Here is a 19167-nt window from a genome sequence, read left to right on the forward strand (position 1 = left end):
CATCATGAACAACGCCAAGATCGGTGCGGCTGTCCTCGGCGGGTATGTGCTGGGCCGCACCAAGAAAGCCAAACTCGCCCTGAGCCTCGGTGCGCTGATGGCCGGGTCACGGATCAAGCCGGGGCAGGTCGTGAAGGCCGTCCAGGACTCCCCCTTCCTCGGCCATCTCACCCAGCAGGTGCGCACCGAGCTGACGGGCGCGGGAAAGGCGGCGGCCACGTCCGTGCTGACCGCGAAGGCCGACAGCCTGGCCGACACCATCCACCAGCGCACCACGGCCCTGCACGAACGAGCGCATCCGCACGCCGAGGACGCCGAGACGGACACCGCGGACACCGCGGACAGTGAGGACACCGAGGACAGCGAGGACACGGAGGACGAGCAGGACCGGTCGGCGCGGCGGGGCAGCGGCCGGGGCGCGGACCGTGAGGACGAGCCACGCGCCGGACGCGATCGGGACGACGCACGCGAGGGCGGGCGCGGCCGGAGCGAGCGCCGCGGGGGCGAGCCGGGCCACAGCGAGGGCCGCGCGAAGAAGGCACAGCACCGCGGGCCGGACGAGGACGAGGACCGGGGCGAGTCACGCGGCAGGAGGCCGGCGGGCAGGACAGCGGACGCCGAGGGGCGTTCCAGCGGCTCGGCGGCACGAGCGAGGAGGCCGGACGATGGCTGAGGGCAGGTCGGCGGAGCGCGGCTCGGGCCGTGGCACCGGGACCCTCGACAAGGTCCGTGAACAGGCGTCGCACAACCCTGGCGCGAACCGGCTGAAGGACGAGCTGGAGCACTACCTGGAGGCGCGGCTCGAATTGATGTTGGAGGGCGTGGGCCACCGGCTCGGCGAGGGGGCGCGCAAGCTGACCGAGACACACCTCGGGCCCCGCGCGCTCACCGGCGCCGCGGCCAAGGGCGGCCGGCAGCTCCTCAAGCACGCGCCGTCGGGCGAGATACTGACCTCGACGGCGTCCCATGCCAAGGACGCGTTGCTGGACAAGGCCAAGGACCTCACGGGGAAGCGGCACGAGAAGGCCCCCGAAGCCACCGGCACGGGCAGGGGCTTGACGATCATCGAGGACATCGACGTCGGCGTGCCCGTGCGCGAGGCGTACAACCAGTGGACGCAGTTCACGGAGTTCGAACGGTTCGCCAAGGGTGTCGTCAGCGTCGAGCAGAGGGACGAGGTCACCACCCAGTGGGAGGTGAAGATCGCCAAGGCGGGCCGGCGCTGGCGCGGCATCATCACGGAGCAGGTGCCGGACGAGCGGATCGCCTGGACGTCCGAGGGGGACAAGGCGACCACCAAGGGCGTCGTCACCTTCCATCCGCTCGGGGACAACCTCACCAAGGTGCTGCTCGTCCTGGAGTACTTCCCGAAGGGCGTGGTGGAGAGGACCGGCGGCCTGGTCCGGGCCCAGGGCCGGCGCGCACGGCTGGATCTGAAGCTCTTCCGCACGTTCGTGATGATGCGCGGCAAGGCCACCGGCGGCTGGCGCGGGGAGATCCACGAGGGCGAGGTGGTGAGCGGTCCGGAGGACGCCGAGAAGGCCGAGCAGGACCACGAAGAGGAACCCGAGGAAGAACACGAGGAGGAAGGGGAAGGCCGGGACGAACACGAGGAAGAGGCAGAGGAAGAGGACAGGGACGAGAACGAGTACGACGGTGAGAAGGAGAACACGGAGGAGGACGAGGACGAGGACGAGGACGCGTACGAGGGCAAGGACCGCAAGGACGAGGACGAGGACGAGGACGAGGCGCCGTGACCGAGCCCGCCCCCAGGTCGTCGCGAGCCCTGTCCCCGTACGGGCAGGGGCAGTCCGCGAACCTCGCCGACATCCTTGAACGCGTCCTCGACAAGGGGATCGTCATCGTCGGCGACATCAAGATCAACCTTCTCGACATCGAGCTGCTGACCATCAAGCTCAGGCTTCTGGTGGCGTCCGTCGACAAGGCCAAGGAGATCGGCATCGACTGGTGGGAGCACGACCCCGCCCTGTCGTCCCGGGCCGATCACCGACGCGAGCTGCGGGAGCAGAACGAGCGACTGCGCGCCGAAGTGGAGTCGCTGCGCAGGGAACTCGGCGAGGTCTCTACGGAGCTGACCGAGGGCGGCTCCGACGGCCGTCGCGCGCGTGACACCGAGCAGGGGCGGCGCGAGCGGCGTGCCGAGCCGCGCCGCGAACGCCGTGGTTCCGGTACCGACGGTGCCGACGAGTACGACGACAACGAGAACGACGAGGACGACGAGAACGACGAGGACGACGAGGACCGGAGCTGACAGCGGTGGACGAGCGGCTGTGCTACGCCTACGCGGTGGTGAGATCCGCAGACTCGGAGCGGATCGCGCTCGCGGGTGTCCGCGGTGTCGCCGACGCCCCGGTGGGCCTGGTCGCTTCGGGCCGGGTGGCCGCCGTGGTGAGCGAGGTGCCCCGGGACGAGTTCTCGGAGGCGGCGCTGAAGGACGCGCTGGAGGACATGCGATGGCTGGAGGCGACCGCCCGGGCCCACCACCGGGTCATCGAGGCCGTGTCCGCGCGGACCACGGTCCTGCCGCTGCGGCTGGCCACCGTGTATCTCGACGAGAACCGGGTGCGGGACATCCTGCGCGAGCGTCAGGCGGCGTTCGACGCGCTGCTGGACCGGCTGGCCGACCATGTGGAATGGGGCGTGAAGGTGTACGTCGAGGCGGCGCCCGCCCCCGCGCCGGCTCCGGAGGCGGCAGGCGGCCCGGCCGACGAGGCGAATCCGGGGCGCGCGTATCTGCGCAGCCGCAGGCGCCAGCGCCAGCAGCGACAGGACGCGTGGCGGCTCGCCGAGGAGGCCGTCCGGCGCACCGAGGAACAGGCCCGCGCTCTCGCGGTCGAACGCGCCCGGCACCGGCCGCAGGAGGGCAGCCTCGCCCAGGTGCCCGGGGAGAACGTCGCCAATGACGCCTATCTGGTCCCGCGGCGGCTTGCCGAGGAGTTCCGTGACCGGATGCTGCACGCCGCGGACGGCCTGCACGGGGTCCGCGTGGACGTCACCGGGCCCTGGGCGCCGTACTCCTTCACCGTCCCGCCGGCCCCGGACGAGCAGGAGGAGGCCGGGCGGCGGTGAGCGAGTACGACGCGTACGACGACCGCAGGGGACGGCAGCAGCAGGTCGCCCTGATCGACCTGCTGGACCGGCTGCTGAGCGGTGGTGTGGTGCTCAGCGGAGATCTCGTGCTGTCCATCTCCGACATCGACCTCGTGCGGATCTCGCTGCGCGCCGTGGTGATCGCCATCCGTGAACAGCTGGACGAGCAGTGGGCGACGTTCCTTCCGGGGCGGCCCGTGCTCACCGAGCCTGGCGGCGGCGGTGACGAGCCCGGCTGACCGCCCGCCCGCCGGGTCCGCCGGCCGCATGCGGGAGGCCGACCGCATGCGGGAGGTGGCCGAGGCCGCCGACCGGGCGTTCTCGCTGCTGCCGGCCCGCCCGGACGATCTCTCCCCGTCCGGGCGGGGATCGGGCGCCGCGCGTCGGCTGCGCGCCGACCCGGACACGGTGGAACGGGACCTCGTCAAGCTCGTCCTGACCATCGTCGAGCTGTTGCGCCAGCTGATGGAGCGGCAGGCCCTGCACCGGGTCGACGAGGGCGACCTGACCGAGGAGCAGGAGGAACGACTCGGCCTGACCCTGATGCTGCTGCACGACCGCATGGCCGAACTGTGCGACCGCTACGGCATCACCCTGGCCGACCTCAACCTCGACCTGGGACCGCTCGGCACCCTGCTGCCGCCGTGACGGCCGGCACCCCCCGTCCCGGCGTGGGTCGTTGCCTGGAGGTCGCTTCGTGCTGAAGGTGTGGGGATGCAGAACCTGCTGGAGTTCGTCCTGAAGGCCCTCATCGGCGGCCTGTTCGTGGTGGGTTTCGCGCTGGTGGCGGAAACCGTCCGGCCCAAGCGGCTCGCCGGGATCTTCGCCGCGGCCCCTTCGGTGGCGCTGGGCGGGCTGATCCTGACGGTGGTGTTCAAGGGCGACGCGGACGCGGCGACCGCGGCACGGGGCATGGTCGCCGGAGCGGTGGCCTTCACCGCCTACTGTCTCGTCGCCGTCCCAACCCTCGCCCGGTTCGGTGCCTTGCGTGGGTCGGCGGCGGCACTTGTCGTGTGGTTCGCGGCGGCGGCCGGCATCGCCTACGCGGTGGCGCCGTGAGCGGGTCGCAAGGCCCCGGGAGCGCAAGCGGCGACGAGGACACCGACCGGGTGCGGGTCGAGTGGCGGGCGGCCCTGCGCACACCGCGCAAGGACGTGCTGGTCCGCTTCGGCTTCGGCGCGGGCGTTTCACTGGTCGCGGCCGTCGTGTCCGCGCTGTTCGGACCGTACGTCGGCGGCGTCTTCCTCGCCTTCCCCGCCATCCTGCTGGCCAGCGTGACCCTCGTCGCCGAGGAGGAGGGCCTGCGCCGCGCCCGCGACGATGCGCGCGGGGCCGCGCTGGGCACCCTGGGTCTGGTGGCGTTCGCGGTCGTCGTCACGGTGCTCGTGCGCCACCACTCGGCGTGGCCGGCGCTCGTGGCCGCGACGGCCGCCTGGGCCGTGGTGTCGGCGGCCGCCTACGCGATCGCCCGAGCCGCGGGCCGGGGAGGCGACGAACGATCCGGCGGATAGCCGCGCCGGCGCGGCGCGCGGGCCGAGGGGGTGCGCTGTTCAGAGTTGCTTGCGGATCCCCGGTTCCCTGGGCAGGCGGGTGTGCTGGTCGGGCAGGCCCTCCTCGATGGCCCGGCGCGCCTCCCCACGGCGCAGCACGGGCAGCACCGTGTGCTGGCGCAGATCCTCGACGAGAAAGGCCGTACCGGCGTACCACGCGAGAGCGACCAGCAGCAACGCGGCGGCGCCGTTGGCCCGTTGCAGGGCCTCGGGAGCGCCGAGCTGGTAGGCCGCGGCGAGGACGGCGCGCAGCACCGAGACGGTCAGCACGGCGCCGAGCAGTGCCTTGCCGAGGAAGGCGACCACCATCAGCGGCAGCAGCATCAGGGCGAACGCGCACAGGTACATGCCCACGGCGGTGCTCGTCCGGTCGGCGGGAGACACGGCGTACAGCGCGCCGAGACCGGCCCAGGAGGTGGCGAACAGCCCGAGCGTGCTGGCCGCTCCGGTGTCACGGGTCAGATAGGCCATGATCGCGGCGAGGAGTTCGAGGGGGAACACGAAGACGGCCAGCAGGATGCCGGCCGTGCGGATCTGGTCACCGGTGATCAGATCCAGTCCCAGGCCGCCGAGCAGCGCCATGCCGATGCCGAAGGAGAAGAATCCGAGCGGAAGCGGGTTGCCGTAGGGCCGGACGACGACCGTGGCCGCCTCGGCTCCCTGCGGGACCGGCGGAGGGCTGCTGCCCGTGTCCTCACTCATGAGCTCCGGTGGATTCGTCGGCGGTGCTCGATGGCCGCGCCGCCCGTGGTGGACGGCGGCTTCGGCCCGAGTATCCAGGCCCGAAGGGACGGAAACGGGCGGGGCCCCTCCGGGTGGACGGTGCCGGACCGTGGGTACCCGGTCGCGCGGAGCGGTGGACGGCACCGCGACGAGTGGAAGACGAGTGGACGACGAGTGGAAAGGTACGCGAGATGGCTGAGCATGTACGCGACATCATGACCGGCACGCCGGTGACCGTGGAACCGCAGGCGTCGGTCACCGCGGTCGCCCGGCTGATGCGGGACCAGGACATCGGCACCGTGCTGGTGACTCACGGCGACGAACTGCACGGTGTGGTGAGCGACCGCGACCTGGTGGTGCGGGCGATGGCGGAGGGCATGGACCCGGACCTGACGACCGCGGCCATGGTGGGCAGCGGCGAACTGGTGACCGTCGGCCCGGACGAAGACCTCGGGCGCGCGGTCGCGTTGATGCGCGAGCACTCCGTGCGACGGCTCCCCGTCGTCGAGAACGGGCATCCGATCGGCATCGTCGCCCTCGGTGACATGGCGATCGAGCGTGACCCGGGATCGGCGCTCGGCGACATCAGCGCCGCCAGGCCCAACAAGTAGCCGGTCTCAGAAGGGAAAGGGAACGGGGGAATTCAGCGGGCGGGGCCCGTCGCACCGCCGACGCGTCGGGCCCCGCCCGCGGTTGACGCCCACGGAGGTGTTTTCGCCGTACGGCCCGGGGAACTCGGAGAACGCGGCTGAGCGGCCGTGGGTTGCAGGAAGGACCCGGGTACCGGACTCCCCCCGCCCGGCGCCCGGGTCACCTGCGCACGGCTGCCGCCCCGGCCGCCGCAGGCCGGTCCTCACGCGTGGTCCGAGGTGCGCGCCCCGAAGGGGCGCGGGGAACTGCGCGACCAGCCACGACGGCGCCGCAGACGACCGACGGCATAGCGCGGCGCATCCAGCGGAGCGCCCCGCTCAGCGCGGGGCGAGGCGGACCTCGACGGCTCTGCCGGCGACGACCCGGCAGTCGAACCGGGGCTGGGGCGCGGTCGCCGGGCCATGCACATTCGTGCCGTCCGCGAGCCTGAACCGGCTTCCGTGCCACGGGCATTCGATGCAGCCCTCCAGGACCTTGCCCTCGTGCAGCGGGCCGTCCATGTGGCTGCACCGGTCGGCCAGTGCGTGCAGCACCCCGGGCGCGTCCTGGACGACGACCAGGGCCACCTCGCCGGCCGCCCGCCGTACGGGCTCACCCACGGGAAAGTCGTCCAGCGTGCCGACGCGGTGCCAGCCCGGCTCGACCAGCACGGGCACCGCTTCCGCGTGGTTGACGCCGGCGGCCTGCCGGTAGGCGAGGTGGCCGCCGAGCAGACCCCCGACCGTGGCCACCGTCAGCCCTCCGTAGCCCAGCACCCGGCCGAGCACGGGGCGCCCCTTCGTGCGCGCCGCCAAGGAGGCGGCGTACGCGAGGACCGCGGCCGCGTTGGCGGCGGCGTGCACCAGGCCCACTCTGGCCTGCCGCGGGCGCTGCTCCGCCCATTCCACCCAGCCGGCCAGCGCGGCCGGTCCCGCGGCGGCCAGGCCGACCGCCACCAGGCGGCGCGCGGCCCGGCTCTCCCCGGGGAACAGGTCGAGCACCGCGGCGGAACTCCATGAGCCGATGGGCAGTTGCACCAGCACGGGGTGGAGGGGATGGCCGAGCCAGAGGCCCCGCAGCATGTCCCTGCCCCGGCCCAGCGGAAGCGCGCGCACGCTCTTGCGCAGCGCCCCGCTGATGCCGTCGAGTCGTTCCTCGCCCTCCAGGGCGTCCATGACCGACGCGAGCGCACCGCTCAGGTCTGCGCGTGTCCGTGCCGCCTGCGTCGTCCGTGTCGTCTGTGTCGTCCGTCTCGTGAGCCTCATACCGGCCGGCCTTCCCCTTCGCTTCACCACGATCACCGCTGCCGGACCCGATGAGGACCACCGGGTGTCGGCGCCGGGCCGCGCCGGGCGGCCCGGGCGGTTCAGGACGTCAGCCGGTCACGCAGCAGTTCCATGCCCAGCTCCGCGCCCTTGCGGCTGTCGGCCTGGGCCTTGCGGAAGAGTTCCGCGAGTGCGCTGTCCTTCTCGCGCTCGGCATCGCCGATGTAGGTCTCCAGCCGCAAGGCGTTGTTGAGGCATGCCTCCACGTACCAGATCAGGTTGTAGTCCTTGTCGAGGGTGCCGGTGATGTCACCGGTCTCGGTGCTGCTGGTCATCTCGCCTCCTTGGGACCCCTTCGGGACCCGGGCGGGTCCCTGTGGCCGTCCTCCGAGTGCCCCAGGGCCGGCCCGCCATGCCGCAGTTCCCTCCGTCCGGCGGACATCCGCTCACGCGCATCTCTCGTTGATGCACGCGTGACAGCACAATGGCCCGGGGGAACAGCGAGCGTGCGGTACGCCGCCTGGAAGGAACACCTGCGCCGGGCGCTGGCCCGCGGAGAGCCGATGTTCGTGGCACGCCTCGGTGTCGTCCCGGACGAGCCCCCGGCGGAGGCACGTGCCTCCGTCGTCGAGTCGCCCGGTTCCGGGCGCCCTCGGGGCGGGAACGGAGCGGTGCCCCGGCGGGAGACCGGCTGGCTGCCCCCATGAGGCAGGCCGGCACGGCTCACGGAAACATCGCCCCGGCGCGGGACGTGGGGCGTGACGGCGTCAGTCCTCACCTCGGACGACGTTCCCTTCGTCGCCGCGCCGCCCGTCCGCGGCCCTGCCGTCGGTCCTCGCCCGCACACAGGTACGTATGCCCTGCCCGCGCAGCCGCCGCGCCGTCGCCCACCCCGTCTCGGGGCTGCGCGGGGCGGTCGTCTCTCTCCTGGGTGTTTCCGCAGTCACACCGGTCCACTTCCTTCGCTGTCCGAACCCTTTGCGCTCCGGTCCGGGAGATCACCGGGTTTCCGCGGAACGACGAGAGAAACGTGTCCGGTCACATGTGCCGACGCTATCCGCGGCGTTTCATGGGTGCGGGCCCCCGTTCTCGCTGAGCAACCAGCACACCGCGGTCAGCAGGTCGGGCGCGGTACGGGGGGCCGCGGCGATCTCCTTCGGCAGCGTCGCCGCCGTCGGCACCAGCACACCTCGCGCGCCCGCCGCCCGGGCGGCCTCCAGATCGGCGGCGATGTCACCGATCACCACACAGTCCGCGGGCGCCACGCCCAGCCGCCGGGCCGCCTCGGTCACGAGCCCGGGACGCGGCTTGCGGCAGGTACAGCCGTCGCCGGGCGCGTGCGGGCAGTACACCCAGGTGTCGAGTCCGCCGAGCAGGGCGTCGGCCCGCGCGTTCACCCGGCGGACCGACGCATGGGTGAGCAGCCCCCGGCCGATGCCCGACTGGTTGCTGACGACGCCGGTGGCAAGGCCCGCCGCGCGCAGCAGGTCCAGGGCGGGCCGGGCACCGGGCAGCGGTCGCACCCGGTCCGGGTCGCCGTTGTACGGGACGTCCTCGACGAGGGTGCCGTCACGGTCGAAGAGCACGGCGGCCGGCCGGTTCACGGCGCGTCCCGGCGGTCGGGCGATCCGGGCACGATGCCCCCTGTCCTGTGTTCCAACGGTGCCTCCGGTCCTGTGTTCCTTCTGTCCTGTGTTCCACGCAGCGCGGGCACGGATGCCCGGCCCGCCTGGTCCGGTGGCACCCCCACCGCCTTCGCCACCGCCCTTGTCGCCCTTGTCCGTGCCGTGGGCGTCGGTCTGCGTGCGCGGCAGCGAGTTCCCCGAAAGCGGACGTCCGACGCCGTGCCGGACCCGCGGAGCGCGGACGGCGGGTCTGCCGTGGGTGCGTGAGAACGCCGATGCCGGGGACTCGGGTGTTACAGCGGACGGACCGCTGGGCTGTGTCAGGAGGTGGACGACATGGGACACGGTGGAAACGTGATCGACGAGCTCACCACCGATCACCGGGAGGTCGAGGAGATCTTCGGGAAGATCGAGGCGCTGGCGCCCGGTGACAAGAACCGGAAGGCGTACGCCGACCAGGCCACCATGGAGCTGGTACGGCACTCGGTGGCCGAGGAGGCGTATCTCTACCCGGCTGTGCGCGAGCATGTCGCGGGAGGTGACGCGCTGGCCGACAAGGAGATCGAGGACCATGCGAAGGCCGAACAGATCATGAAGGATCTGGAAGGCGTGGACGCGAAGGACGCGGAGTTCGACCGGCTGGTGGGCGCGCTCATGAGCGAGATCCGCGCGCACATCACCGACGAGGAGCAGAACCTCTTCCCGAAGCTGCGCGCCGCCTGCCCCGCCGACGCCCTGAACGATCTGGGCGACAAGGTGCGGCAGACGAAGAAGATCGCGCCGACCCGCCCTCACCCCTCCGCGCCGGACAAGCCTCCGGTCAACAAGCTGCTGGCACCGGGCGCCGGTCTGGTCGACCGGCTCCGCGATGCGCTGACGGGCCGGGGCAAGACCGGCTGACCGGCCGCGCGGCGACCGGCCGCGCGGCCGAGGACGGGGCCCGGCGCCCTGCCCTGCGCAACGCCTGCCAGATCCGCAGGGCCACCCGGTCCACCGGGCCTACCCGGCCCGCAGGGCCTGCCCGGTCCATCGGGCCCGCCCCGGTCCGCAGCGCCGTCGTGGTCCACGGCGCCGCCCCGGTTCGCCGGGCCCGCCCCGGTCCGCGGGGCCTGCCCGGGGGCCGGGGCGGTCAGTTCATGGCCGCGCGTCCGCACTCGTCGAGCCGGGCGAGCAGTTGGGCACGGTGCAGTTCGGCGACGGGGGCGAGCAGGTCGGGGTGTCTCAGCAACGCTCCGGCACGCCGGTCGCCCTCGTCGGGGGTGCGCAGCCGCCGGAAGTCGACCCGTGCGGCGGCGGTGTGCTCTCCCCCGGCGAGCGCGTCCACGGCGCGCCCGGCCAGGTCGGGGTCGGCGAGGAAAGCGGCCGCCCAACTGGCGACCACCTCGTCCACCCAGGTGCGCCAGGCCGTCTCGGCCGTCTCGGGGCCGTGCGCCGGGTCCGCGCCGGTGATCCAGTCGAGCCGTGACGAACCCCCGGGCCCGGCCATCGCGACCAGTCCGGCGTCGAGCGCGGTCGGATACCGCAGCCATGCCGCCACGGTCACCGCCTGCCGCGCCTGTGCCTCGCACAGGGCCGAGGCGATCACGCCGCCGTCCGGTGGAAAGGCGGTCGTCAGCCAGCGGGCCGTCGCCGCGATGAGCGGGGAGAGATCTGCGAGCACTGCTTGCCGTCCCAGGGCCGAGGGGAACAACGGGGAGCGAGGGGGAACGAGGCGGAACAACGGGAAACAGGGTGAACAGGGGAGAACAGGGGGGACCAAGCGGGAAGAGCGGGGAAGCGGACAGGACTGGATGAAACGGTAATCCGGGAAGCGGCCGTACGGGGAGGCCACCGCCTGCTTCCCGCGTGGCCTTGGCCACACACACCCGCCGGCAGCCCGGCGGCTCACCCCACGTACTTGCGGGCGGTCGAGTCGTGCCGGGCCCGCTCCAGGGCGGCCAGCCGTTCCTCCAGGGCCGGCGGGACCGGGGCACGCGACCTGAGGACCCAGGGCAGCCCGCCCGCCGCGCGGGCGAAGGCGCGCAGCGAGGCCGTGTCGCGGGGCACGGTCAGCATCAGCTCGGCCGTGCGGCGCAGCGCGGGCAGCAGCGGGCGGCGCAGCCAGGTGAACCACAGGGTGTTGCGCAGGCCGGTGATGCGCCGTTCGGTGCCGTCCCGCAGCGCCGATGCCTGATGATGGACGGTCAGCTCGTCGGCGTAGCTGAGCCACCAGCCGTCGCGCTGCAGATCGGTGGCGAGCAGTTCCTCCTCGCCGCCCAGCCACAGTCCGGGGTGGAAGCCGCCGGCGGACCGGAAGGCGTCGGTGCGCAGCACGGTGGCGGCGGCGAGGAAGGAGCCTAGGGCCGGCCCCGGCAGCCAGTCGGGCCCCGACAGCGGCGAGCCGCGCAGCTCCGGTACGACGGGGTCCTCGGTGCCGGCGGGCTCGACGACGATACGGGCGGTGACGGCCGCGAGCCGGGGCCGCGGGTCGAGCAGGTCCGCCGCCCGGCGCAGGCTGCCCGGCTCCCACCAGGTGTCGTCGTCGCAGAAGGCGACGTAGGGCGTACGGACGTGGCGCACCGCGAGGTTGCGTCCCACGGCGCCCAGATTGCGGCCGGGGCACAGCAGCCGGACGTCGGGGAAGGCGCGCCGGACCGCTTCGGCCGTGCCGTCGGTGGAGGCGTTGTCGGTGACGATCAGGGCGGGCCGCTCGGGCAGCCGGCGCATCAGCTCCAGCGTGCGCAGCAGTTCGGCGCGCCGGTTGTGGGTGATCAGCACGACGCTGGTGCGGCGGTCGGGCGCGGCGGTGTCCGTGCTCATGGCCGCCCTCCCCCGCGGCTCCGCGGGGTCGGGGTGCCGTCCAGCAGCCGGGCCGCCCGTTCCACCTCCGGTGGCAGCGGGCGGCGCCGGCCGAGCGCGGCCGGCAGCCGCACGAGCAGGTCCCCGAGGGCCCGCCGGGCGCCGGGGCGGCCGGCGATCGCGTCGCCTGCGAGGCGCGCGCTGCCCCGCAGGGCCACCGGGAGGGGGCGGCGCAGCCACAGGGTGAGGACTTCGTTGCGGCGCACCAGGTGGCCCCGGCCGGTGCGGCCCGACGGGGCGGGATGGTGCCGGGCCGTCAGGGACGGCTCGTAGGTGACGCCCCAGCCGCCGGCCGCGAGGTCGTAGGCGAGCAGGGTCTCCTCCGCGCCGAAGAAGAGCAGCGGGTGGTAGCCGCCCGCGGTGAGGAAGGCGGCACGGCGCGCGATGCAGGCGCAGCCGAGGAAGCCGAGGACGGGCCGCCCGGGCAGGTCGGGCCGGCCGGGCAGCGGGGAGGCGGCGAGTACGGCGTTGAGCGGGTCCTCCGTGGACCGGGGGCCGACGAGGGTGCGGGCCGCCAGCAGACCGAGCCGTGGGTGGGCGTCGAGCAGATCGGCGGCCCGGCGCAGTGTGCCCGGCGTCCACCAGGAGTCGTCGTCGCTGAAGGCGACGTAGGGAGTCGTGGCGTGTCGTACGGCGAGGTTGCGCCCCAGGGAACCGGTGTTCCTGCCCGGGCTGAGCACGCGGGTGGCCGCCGGGTGCCGGCGCAGCGCCCGCAGCGTCGCCTCGTCGGAGCCGTTGTCGACGACGATGACCTCGGGGCGCTCGGGGAGCGCGCCGAGGAAGTCGAGGGTGCGCAGCACGCTGGCGCACCGGTCGCGGGTGATCACCGCGACCGTGACACGCCCGTCGGGGACGTCGGTGGCGGTGGGCTGCTGTTCAGGGACGGGCCGGGGGAACACGGGCCTCATCTCCGTTCCGGGGTCGCATGGCCGGTGCCGGCCGCATGGCCGGGCCGGGGCGCAGCAGAGTGCGAGCCGCCTCGGTGACCTCGTCCGCCGCGATCAGCAGCAGCTGCGGGTCGGGGGTGTCGCCGTGCGGGTCGCCGGGCGGTCCGGGTTTCCACAGGGCGCGGTGGCGCGGGCCGGGCGGTGGCCCCCACAGGCGCGGCGGGACCGGTCCGAACAGCGTCACGGACGGCGTGCCGTGCGCGACGGCGAGGTGGGCGAGGCCGGTGTCGCCGCTGATGACCAGCGCGGCACGGGCGACGAGTGCCGACAGTTCACCGAACGGCAGCCCGCCGCGCAGCATGTCCCGGCCGGGCAGTTGCGCGCGTCCGGCGACGTCCAGCACCAGGGCGTCCTCCGTGGGGCCGCCGGTGACGACGACGCGCCGGCCGAGGGCCCGCAGACGCCGGGCCACCTCGGCGAACCGCCGGGCCGGCCAGCGGCGTGCGGCGGACTGGGCGCCGGGGTGGACGACGACCGCGCCGGGCGCCGCGGAGGCCGCCTGTGGGGCGGGCAGCCGCAGGTCGTCGCGGTCGGCGTGGATGCCGTACGCCCCGAGGAAGCGGCACCAGCGTTCCCGCTCGTGTTCGTCCCACCGCCACACCGGCGGCCGGCCGGTGACCGGGTCCCGGTGTGCGTGGGCGAGCAGTCGGCGCGGTGCGAGGGCGGCCAGTGCGTCGCGGCTCTCGGTGCCGTTGCCGTGCAGGTCGATCGCCACGTCCGGGGGTGGTCCCGGCCAGTGGTCCAGCCGCGGCACGGCCCGGTCGGGTGCCTCGGCCGGCAGGATCTCGTCGACGGCGCCGGTGGCCAGTGCGGCCTCGGTGAGGGCCGCGGGCAGCGCGAGGACGATCCGGTGCCGTGGAAAGGCCCGGCGCACGCCGCGCAGCGCGGGCACGCCGGTGAGCAGGTCGCCCAGTCCCAGGGCGCGCAGCACCAGCACCCGCGGCGCGTCGTCCGGTGCGGCGGTCACCGTCGCGTCCGTCCCTGTGCCGCGGCCCCGGCGAGGCCCGCGGGGCGCGGGGAGAGTGCGGCCCGCCGTGCGATGCCGGTGGTGGAACGTCCGTCGAGGTAGGGGAAGAGCACGACCTGGCCGCCCCAGCTCGCCACCAGGGACGCCTCCGGCATCGGGGTGCGGGCGTAGTCGCCGCCCTTGGCCCAGATGTGCGGGCGCAGCTCGCCGAGCAGCCGCTCCGGTGTGTCCTCCTCGAACACGGCGACCGCGTCGACGCATTCGAGGGCGCGCAGCACCCGGACGCGGTCGGCCACCGGAACGAGCGGTCGGCCGCCGCCCTTGCGCCGGCGCACCGACGTGTCCGAGTTCACGCACACGATGAGGCAGTCCCCGGCGCGCCGGGCGGCCTGCAGCAGGGCGACGTGTCCCGCGTGCAACAGGTCGAAGCAGCCGCCCGCGGCGACCACCGTCCCGCCCGCCGCCCGTACCCGGTCGGCCGTGCGCACGGCGTCGTCGTCCGGCTCGTGTCCGGCTGCGCGGGGCGCCTCCTCGTCGGGGAGGGTTCCGGTGCCGAGCGAGCGTACGCCGCCCTCCATGACGTAGCGGGTGGCGGCGTGCACGGCCGCGCGCACGGCGTTCTCGGTCAGCTCGCCGTCGGCCAGCAGCCCGGCGGCCGTCGCCGCGAACCGGTCCCCGGCGCCGCAGGTGTCGCCCTCGGAGGTGACCGGCGAGGGCACCATCAGGGGTGTCCCGCCGTGCGACAGCAGCGCGCCGCGCCCGCCCAGCGTCACGGTCACCGCGGCGGCCCGCCAGGCCGCGACGAGCGCCGCGGCGTCGTGCGCGCAGGTGCGCAGTTCGCTGCCCGCCGCGGGTTCCCCGGCGCCGTCGAGGCGGGCGGCGAAGGCACGGGCCTCGCTCGCGGACGGGGTGACGACGCGGGTGCCGGGCACCGGCGGCGCGCCCCGCGGATGCGGGTCCCAGACGAGGGGCACCCGGGCGGCCGCCCAGGTCAGCGCGGAGCGCAGCGTGTCGGCGGTGCCGCGGCCGTAGTCGGCGACGAGGACGGCGCCGGCCGCGTTCAGCTCGTCGCGTGCCTCGTCCGTGGCGTGCAGGGCGCGTCCGTCCCCGTCGTCCAGGCGCAGCAGCGGCCTGCCCTGCGCGAGGACCCGGGTCTTGCTGGACAGTGCACCGCGCAGCGGCAGCCGTACCAGCCGGACCCGGCCGGCCAGCAGCCGGCGCAGGGTGCGGCTCGCCGGGTCGTCGCCCAGCGCGGTGACGAGGGTGACGGGCCGGCCGTCGAGAGCGGCGAGGCAGGCGGCGAGCGCCGCGCCGCCCGGGCGGCTGGTGCGCCTGACGTCGCTGACGACGGGCACGGGCGCGTCGGGCGCGAGGCGGTCGGCGCGGCCGGTGAGGTCGTGGTCGAGCAGCGCGTCCCCGACGACGAGCAGCGGGCTTGGCGTGGTCATCCGCCGGTCCTCCCCGCGCCGGCCGGCCGCCTGCCGGTGCGGCGCCGTTGCGTGTCGGTGTGCCGGCGCACCGCCGGGTCGAAGGACTCGCAGAGCATGTGGACGGCCACGAGGTGCAGTTCCTGGACCGTGGCGGCGCTCGCCGCGGACACGCTCAGCGCCTCGTCGGCGGCGGCCTGCAGGGGGTTGGGGGCCGGGCCGGTCAGCGCCCAGACCGTCATGCCCAGGCGGTGCGCCTCGGTCGCCGCGACGAGCAGGTTGGCGCTGGCGCCGCTGGTGGACAGCAGCATCAGCACGTCGCGGGGCCGCCCGTGCGCGGCGACCTGCCGGGCGAAGATCTCCTGGACTCCGTAGTCGTTGGCGATCGCCGTGGTGGCGGAGGTGTCGGCGTGCAGGGCGAGCGCCGAGTACGCGGGGCGGTCGTCGCGATAGCGGCCGACGAGTTCGGCGGTCAGGTGCTGGGCCTGGGCCGCGCTGCCGCCGTTGCCCGCGGCCAGCAGCCGTGCGCCGTCGCCCAGGCGGTCGGCGAGGGCGGTGCCCCACCGCTGAAGCAGCGCAGCGTTGGCACGGAACTCTTCGAGGGCGTTCAGCAGGTCGTCGCAGTGCGTGACGTCGGTGACGGGTTTCATCGGACGACTCCCGAGAGCGAGGGGACACTCGACACGGCGCTGTAGACGTGGGCCACCGCGTCGGCGACCCGGTCCCAGGTGTAGTGGTCGAGCACCCGCCGCCGTCCGCGGGCGCCGTACTCGGCCAGCAGGTCCCGGTCGTCGAGCAGGCCGCGGACCGTGGTGCCGATGGCGTGGTCGGCGCTCTGGGGCGGCACCAGGACGCCGGTGCGGCCGTGCACGACCGTGTCGAGCTGTCCGCCGACCGCGGTGGCGACCACGGGAGTGCCGCAGGCCATGGCCTCGACCGGGACGATGCCGAACGGTTCGTAGCGGGGCAGCGACAGCACGAGGTCCGCGCTGGAGATCAGCCCCGGCATGTGCGCGCGGCTCACCCCGCCGAGCAGCGCCACGCGGTCGCTGACCTGGTGTTCGACGGCGAGGGCCCACAGGCGCTCCGCCTCCGGCTCGGCGCTCAGCAGGGCACGCTGGGGTCCGCCGGCGATCAGCAGCTGGGCGTCGGGGACGGCCGCCAGGGCGCGGACGGCGCGGTCGAAGCCCTTGCGGGGGACGAGGCGGCCGATGGCGAGCAGCCGCCGGGGTGCGGCGCCGTGTTCACGCGCGCCGGGTACCGGCGCGAAGAGCCCGGGGTCGACACCGCAGGGGACGACGGTGACATGCCGCCCGGGCAGGCCCATCGCGTCGAGTTCGGCCACCTCGTCCGCGCAGGTGGCGATGATCGCGGCGCACTCGCGGCCCACGGCCTTCTCGATCGCGATGCGCTCGGGCGGGCTGGTGTCGGCGGCGCCCTGGTGACGTTTCTTCACGGTGCCGAGGGCGTGGTAGGTCTGGATCACCGGCAGCCCGAGGGGGCGCGCGCCGGCCAGCGCGGCCATGCCCGACATCCAGAAGTGCGCATGCACCACGTCGGGCGGGTCGGCTGCCCACTCTCGGGCCAGCCACTGGCTGAACTGCCCCATGTGGGGCAGCAGTTCGTCCTTGGGTAGGGGGGCGGGCGGGCCGGCGGGCACATGCACGACCCGTACGCCGTCGGACGTGGTGACCCGCTCCGGGAGCCCGGGACCGTCGCGGCGGGTGTACACCACGACCTCGTGGCCCCGCCGGGTCAGCTGCGCCGCGAGCTGCGCCACGTACACGTTCTGGCCGCCCGCGTCCGGTCCGCCGAGCTCGGCCAGCGGACTGGCGTGCTCGGAGACCATGGCGACGCGCCCGGCCGTGGAGTAGCTGTGGCTCATCGTGTGACCTCCTTGATCAGGCGTTCCCAGTCGTCCCGGAAACGTCGTTCTCCGTAGCGGGCCCGCACCGCGGCCCGGGCGGCCTCCCCCGCCGTCCGGGCGTCCTCGGCGTCGGCGAGGAAGCCGCGGACGGCGTCCCGCAGGACGTCGAAGCGGTTCGAGACGACGCCTGCTCCGTCGGGTACGGCCTCGCGGACCTCGGTCGTGGCCAGCGCCACCACCGGCATCCCGAGGAACATCGCCTCCAGCAGGGACAGCCCGAGGGAGGTCCAGCGGATCGGGTGGAGGTAGAGGCGGCAGCGGGCCATCGCCGCGTGCAGTTCGGCCTGGGGCAGATCCCGGGCCCGGCAGCGTTCGGGTGGCAGTCCCAGGTGGCCCGCGAGGGTGTCGGTGCGCATGCCGAAGACGTCCAGCGGCGCCCAGTCGGCGAACCGGGGCAGCAGGTCCGTTCCGGTGGTGCGGCCGCGCCGCAGCGGCTCGTTGACGACGACGGCGGCGCGCCGCTCCTGCCCGGTCCACCGATGGCCCGGGTCGATGATGCCGTGCTCGATCACCGTGGTGGGCGCCCGGCCGTTGTCCCACATCAGGTGGTTGAAGTGGGTGACGTGCACGAGCGTGACGTCGTGGCGGCCGGCCAGCGGGTGACGGGTGTCCGCGGGTGTCTCGTGCGGGCTGTTGTGCTCGACGTACACGGCGGGCACGTCGATGCCCGGGCGGCGGCCGGTCCAGCGCCGGGCCAGGTCGATCTCGTGCGGCCGTTGCAGCACCATGAGGTCGATGTCGGCCTGCCGCAGCCGGTCGGGGGTCAGTTCGCGGACGTTCGCCGACCACTGCCAGGTGCGGGCCCGCCCGAGTCCGTCCGGGCCGCGGTCCGCGGTCACCGGGACGAGGAAGGTGTGGGGGCCCTGCACGAACGAGGTGAGCCATGAGCCGTGCACATGCCAGACAAGGATGTTCATGCGCCCTCCTGGAGGAGTTTGTGCACCGCGCGCACCACGTCCTGGCCCGTGACCTCGTCCAGGCACGGATGACCGGGTACGGGGCAGGAGCGGGCGCGGCTGTTCGCGCAGGGCGCCGTCTGGTCGCCGAGGAGGATGCTCGGTACCCCGTAGGGGGCCCAGCGGTCGGCGGGGACGACGGGCGCGAACAGGGAGACGACCGGTGTCCCCACGGCGGCGGCGAGGTGGGCCGGGCCGGTGTTGCCGCTGACCACGGCGTCGGCCAGGCAGAGCACGCCGGCCAGGGTGCGGTGGTCGGTCCGGCCGCCGAGGTCGACGGCGGTGCGGCCGCTGACCTGGCGGGTGAGTTCCCGCTCGCCGGGGCCGCCGGTGACGACGACGCGGTGTCCGGCGTCGGTGAGCAGGTCGACGGCCTCGGCGCAGCGTTCGGGGTGCCAGGTGCGGGCGGGTGCGCTCGCGCCGGGGTGGACGACGAGGTAGGGGCCGTTGCCGGTCAGGGCCGCGGTGTCGGGCGGGGGCAGGACGCGCAGCCGCCCGTCGTCGCCCGGGTGGGGCAGGAATCCCATGGCGGCGGCGGTGTCGAGCGCGGCCTGTGCCTCGTGCCGGCCGGGCAGCCGCCGGTGCCGTACGTCGAGGAGCCGCCCGGGGTGGTCGACGCTTTCGGCGCCGATCCGCCCGGCGCCCGCCAGCCGCAGCAGCAGCGCGGTCGGCAGGGGGCTCTGGTGGAACGAGGTGAGGATCAGCGCGGTGTCGAAGGCGGCGTCGGCCAGGCACCGGATCAGGCCGCCGACATCCGCCTCATCCACGGCGGGCGGGTCGAAGCCCTCCCACGGCGCGGCCCACACGATCACATCGTCCACGCCGGGCAGCAGACGGGCGGCGGGCTCCCCGCCCGGGCCGCACAGCATCGTGACGTGCGAACTGTGCGCGGCGACGGCACGGACCGCGGGCCCGGCGAGCAGCACGTCACCGAAGCTGTCGAGACGAACGACGAGCGCCTTCACGACACGCCACCTCGCGGGCCACCGCGGCAGATCGACACGACCGCGCACACGTGGGCACCGCCGCGGACGCCTGCGGCCGGGCCGCACACACACAAACGCACACCACCGCGGACGCCAACAGCCCGGCCGCACAAACACCAGCGCACACCACCGCGAACACCGGCAACCCGGCCGGGCACGGGCGAGTGGGCGCTGCCGCGGATGTCAGCGGCCCGGCCGGGCCGGACGGCCTCGTG

General features: G+C 74.5%; 24 protein-coding genes. 11 read left to right on the forward strand and 13 right to left on the reverse strand.

Annotated elements, in window-relative coordinates; genetic code table 11:
• Positions 1-4 precede the first annotated feature (4 nt).
• From AC27LF_RS05945 to AC27LF_RS05980, 8 genes are all read left to right on the forward strand, one after another.
• Positions 5-673, forward strand: coding sequence for an ABC transporter substrate-binding protein (locus tag AC27LF_RS05945; RefSeq protein WP_479662547.1), 669 nt, complete (start codon positions 5-7; stop codon positions 671-673).
• A complete protein-coding gene (locus AC27LF_RS05950; RefSeq protein ID WP_479662546.1) occupies positions 666-1757 on the forward strand; it encodes an SRPBCC family protein in 1092 nt (363 codons plus the stop codon). The genes AC27LF_RS05945 and AC27LF_RS05950 overlap by 8 nt, the downstream gene beginning before the upstream one ends.
• Positions 1754-2272, forward strand: a complete 519-nt coding sequence (locus tag AC27LF_RS05955) for a gas vesicle protein (protein ID WP_479662545.1) — start codon at positions 1754-1756, stop codon at positions 2270-2272. The genes AC27LF_RS05950 and AC27LF_RS05955 overlap by 4 nt, the downstream gene beginning before the upstream one ends.
• Before the next feature lie 5 nt (positions 2273-2277).
• A complete protein-coding gene (locus AC27LF_RS05960) occupies positions 2278-3090 on the forward strand; it encodes a GvpL/GvpF family gas vesicle protein (RefSeq protein ID WP_479662544.1) in 813 nt (270 codons plus the stop codon).
• The gene (locus AC27LF_RS05965) at positions 3087-3350 is read left to right on the forward strand and encodes a gas vesicle protein (protein ID WP_479662543.1); all 264 of its coding nucleotides are present in this window, start codon (positions 3087-3089) and stop codon (positions 3348-3350) included. The genes AC27LF_RS05960 and AC27LF_RS05965 overlap by 4 nt, the downstream gene beginning before the upstream one ends.
• Before the next feature lie 28 nt (positions 3351-3378).
• Positions 3379-3759, forward strand: a complete 381-nt coding sequence (locus AC27LF_RS05970) for a gas vesicle protein K (protein ID WP_479662542.1) — start codon at positions 3379-3381, stop codon at positions 3757-3759.
• 66 nt (positions 3760-3825) lie between these two features.
• Positions 3826-4170, forward strand: coding sequence for a DUF3147 family protein (locus AC27LF_RS05975; RefSeq protein ID WP_479662541.1), 345 nt, complete (start codon positions 3826-3828; stop codon positions 4168-4170).
• The gene (locus tag AC27LF_RS05980; RefSeq protein ID WP_479662540.1) at positions 4167-4622 is read left to right on the forward strand and encodes a DUF3147 family protein; all 456 of its coding nucleotides are present in this window, start codon (positions 4167-4169) and stop codon (positions 4620-4622) included. Before AC27LF_RS05975 ends, AC27LF_RS05980 begins: the two co-directional genes overlap by 4 nt.
• Before the next feature lie 39 nt (positions 4623-4661).
• On the opposite strand, the gene AC27LF_RS05985 is transcribed toward AC27LF_RS05980, so the two are convergent.
• Positions 4662-5363 carry a GPR1/FUN34/YaaH family transporter gene (locus AC27LF_RS05985; RefSeq protein WP_479662539.1) on the reverse strand — a complete coding sequence of 234 codons (702 nt, stop codon included), beginning with the start codon at positions 5361-5363 and terminating at the stop codon, positions 4662-4664.
• 212 nt (positions 5364-5575) lie between these two features.
• On the opposite strand from AC27LF_RS05985, the gene AC27LF_RS05990 reads away from it, so the two are divergent.
• A complete protein-coding gene (locus AC27LF_RS05990) occupies positions 5576-5995 on the forward strand; it encodes a CBS domain-containing protein (RefSeq protein ID WP_479662538.1) in 420 nt (139 codons plus the stop codon).
• Between the two features lie 357 nt (positions 5996-6352).
• Here the strand turns inward: AC27LF_RS05990 and AC27LF_RS05995 are convergent, their stop codons facing one another.
• Positions 6353-7279 carry a Rieske (2Fe-2S) protein gene (locus AC27LF_RS05995; protein WP_479662537.1) on the reverse strand — a complete coding sequence of 309 codons (927 nt, stop codon included), beginning with the start codon at positions 7277-7279 and terminating at the stop codon, positions 6353-6355.
• Between the two features lie 101 nt (positions 7280-7380).
• Positions 7381-7614 carry a hypothetical protein gene (locus AC27LF_RS06000; RefSeq protein WP_351746275.1) on the reverse strand — a complete coding sequence of 78 codons (234 nt, stop codon included), beginning with the start codon at positions 7612-7614 and terminating at the stop codon, positions 7381-7383.
• A gap of 171 nt (positions 7615-7785) precedes the next feature.
• Here AC27LF_RS06000 and AC27LF_RS06005 point away from each other — a divergent pair, with 171 nt between their 5' ends.
• Positions 7786-7986, forward strand: a complete 201-nt coding sequence (locus AC27LF_RS06005) for a hypothetical protein (protein ID WP_479662536.1) — start codon at positions 7786-7788, stop codon at positions 7984-7986.
• Between the two features lie 360 nt (positions 7987-8346).
• Here the strand turns inward: AC27LF_RS06005 and AC27LF_RS06010 are convergent, their stop codons facing one another.
• Positions 8347-8883 (reverse strand): D-glycero-alpha-D-manno-heptose-1,7-bisphosphate 7-phosphatase, encoded by a 537-nt coding sequence (locus tag AC27LF_RS06010; protein WP_479662535.1) that lies wholly within the window; start codon positions 8881-8883, stop codon positions 8347-8349.
• Positions 8884-9240: 357 nt separating this feature from the next.
• Between AC27LF_RS06010 and AC27LF_RS06015 the strand changes: the two genes are divergently transcribed.
• On the forward strand, positions 9241-9804 hold the full coding sequence (locus tag AC27LF_RS06015; protein WP_479662534.1) for a hemerythrin domain-containing protein: 564 nt from the start codon (positions 9241-9243) through the stop codon (positions 9802-9804).
• A gap of 229 nt (positions 9805-10033) precedes the next feature.
• Here the strand turns inward: AC27LF_RS06015 and AC27LF_RS06020 are convergent, their stop codons facing one another.
• The 9 genes from AC27LF_RS06020 to AC27LF_RS06060 all read right to left on the reverse strand — a co-directional run bounded on the left by AC27LF_RS06020 (position 10034) and on the right by AC27LF_RS06060 (position 18931).
• Positions 10034-10564 (reverse strand): hypothetical protein, encoded by a 531-nt coding sequence (locus tag AC27LF_RS06020; protein ID WP_479662533.1) that lies wholly within the window; start codon positions 10562-10564, stop codon positions 10034-10036.
• A 224-nt stretch (positions 10565-10788) separates the two neighbouring features.
• Positions 10789-11703 carry a glycosyltransferase family 2 protein gene (locus AC27LF_RS06025; RefSeq protein ID WP_479662532.1) on the reverse strand — a complete coding sequence of 305 codons (915 nt, stop codon included), beginning with the start codon at positions 11701-11703 and terminating at the stop codon, positions 10789-10791.
• On the reverse strand, positions 11700-12641 hold the full coding sequence (locus AC27LF_RS06030; RefSeq protein ID WP_479662531.1) for a glycosyltransferase family 2 protein: 942 nt from the start codon (positions 12639-12641) through the stop codon (positions 11700-11702). Before AC27LF_RS06030 ends, AC27LF_RS06025 begins: the two co-directional genes overlap by 4 nt.
• The gene (locus tag AC27LF_RS06035) at positions 12619-13656 is read right to left on the reverse strand and encodes a glycosyltransferase family 9 protein (protein ID WP_479662530.1); all 1038 of its coding nucleotides are present in this window, start codon (positions 13654-13656) and stop codon (positions 12619-12621) included. Before AC27LF_RS06035 ends, AC27LF_RS06030 begins: the two co-directional genes overlap by 23 nt.
• Positions 13653-15104: a PfkB family carbohydrate kinase gene (locus AC27LF_RS06040; protein ID WP_479662529.1), complete on the reverse strand. Its 1452-nt coding sequence runs from the start codon at positions 15102-15104 to the stop codon at positions 13653-13655. The genes AC27LF_RS06035 and AC27LF_RS06040 overlap by 4 nt, the downstream gene beginning before the upstream one ends.
• Positions 15101-15733, reverse strand: coding sequence for a D-sedoheptulose-7-phosphate isomerase (locus AC27LF_RS06045; RefSeq protein WP_479662528.1), 633 nt, complete (start codon positions 15731-15733; stop codon positions 15101-15103). Before AC27LF_RS06045 ends, AC27LF_RS06040 begins: the two co-directional genes overlap by 4 nt.
• Complete coding sequence (locus AC27LF_RS06050) at positions 15730-16968, reverse strand: glycosyltransferase (protein WP_479662527.1); 1239 nt, start codon at positions 16966-16968, stop codon at positions 15730-15732. Before AC27LF_RS06050 ends, AC27LF_RS06045 begins: the two co-directional genes overlap by 4 nt.
• Positions 16965-17927 carry a glycosyltransferase gene (locus tag AC27LF_RS06055; protein WP_479662526.1) on the reverse strand — a complete coding sequence of 321 codons (963 nt, stop codon included), beginning with the start codon at positions 17925-17927 and terminating at the stop codon, positions 16965-16967. Before AC27LF_RS06055 ends, AC27LF_RS06050 begins: the two co-directional genes overlap by 4 nt.
• Complete coding sequence (locus AC27LF_RS06060; RefSeq protein ID WP_479662525.1) at positions 17924-18931, reverse strand: glycosyltransferase family 9 protein; 1008 nt, start codon at positions 18929-18931, stop codon at positions 17924-17926. The genes AC27LF_RS06055 and AC27LF_RS06060 overlap by 4 nt, the downstream gene beginning before the upstream one ends.
• Positions 18932-19167 lie beyond the last annotated feature (236 nt).

This window comes from Streptomyces diversicolor (assembly GCF_057537855.1).

Bases quoted from the DNA above. Each gene is read 5' to 3' on its own strand.
- AC27LF_RS05945 (WP_479662547.1), top strand. From the start codon at position 5: ATGAACAACGCCAAGATCGGTGCGGCTGTCCTCGGCGGGTATGTGCTG.
- AC27LF_RS05950 (WP_479662546.1), top strand. From the start codon at position 666: ATGGCTGAGGGCAGGTCGGCGGAGCGCGGCTCGGGCCGTGGCACCGGG.
- AC27LF_RS05970 (WP_479662542.1), top strand. From the start codon at position 3,379: ATGCGGGAGGCCGACCGCATGCGGGAGGTGGCCGAGGCCGCCGACCGG.
- AC27LF_RS05975 (WP_479662541.1), top strand. From the start codon at position 3,826: ATGCAGAACCTGCTGGAGTTCGTCCTGAAGGCCCTCATCGGCGGCCTG.
- AC27LF_RS05985 (WP_479662539.1), bottom strand. From the start codon at position 5,363: ATGAGTGAGGACACGGGCAGCAGCCCTCCGCCGGTCCCGCAGGGAGCC.
- AC27LF_RS05990 (WP_479662538.1), top strand. From the start codon at position 5,576: ATGGCTGAGCATGTACGCGACATCATGACCGGCACGCCGGTGACCGTG.
- AC27LF_RS05995 (WP_479662537.1), bottom strand. From the start codon at position 7,279: ATGAGGCTCACGAGACGGACGACACAGACGACACGGACGACGCAGGCG.
- AC27LF_RS06000 (WP_351746275.1), bottom strand. From the start codon at position 7,614: ATGACCAGCAGCACCGAGACCGGTGACATCACCGGCACCCTCGACAAG.
- AC27LF_RS06015 (WP_479662534.1), top strand. From the start codon at position 9,241: ATGGGACACGGTGGAAACGTGATCGACGAGCTCACCACCGATCACCGG.
- AC27LF_RS06025 (WP_479662532.1), bottom strand. From the start codon at position 11,703: ATGAGCACGGACACCGCCGCGCCCGACCGCCGCACCAGCGTCGTGCTG.
- AC27LF_RS06040 (WP_479662529.1), bottom strand. From the start codon at position 15,104: ATGACCACGCCAAGCCCGCTGCTCGTCGTCGGGGACGCGCTGCTCGAC.
- AC27LF_RS06045 (WP_479662528.1), bottom strand. From the start codon at position 15,733: ATGAAACCCGTCACCGACGTCACGCACTGCGACGACCTGCTGAACGCC.
- AC27LF_RS06050 (WP_479662527.1), bottom strand. From the start codon at position 16,968: ATGAGCCACAGCTACTCCACGGCCGGGCGCGTCGCCATGGTCTCCGAG.
- AC27LF_RS06055 (WP_479662526.1), bottom strand. From the start codon at position 17,927: ATGAACATCCTTGTCTGGCATGTGCACGGCTCATGGCTCACCTCGTTC.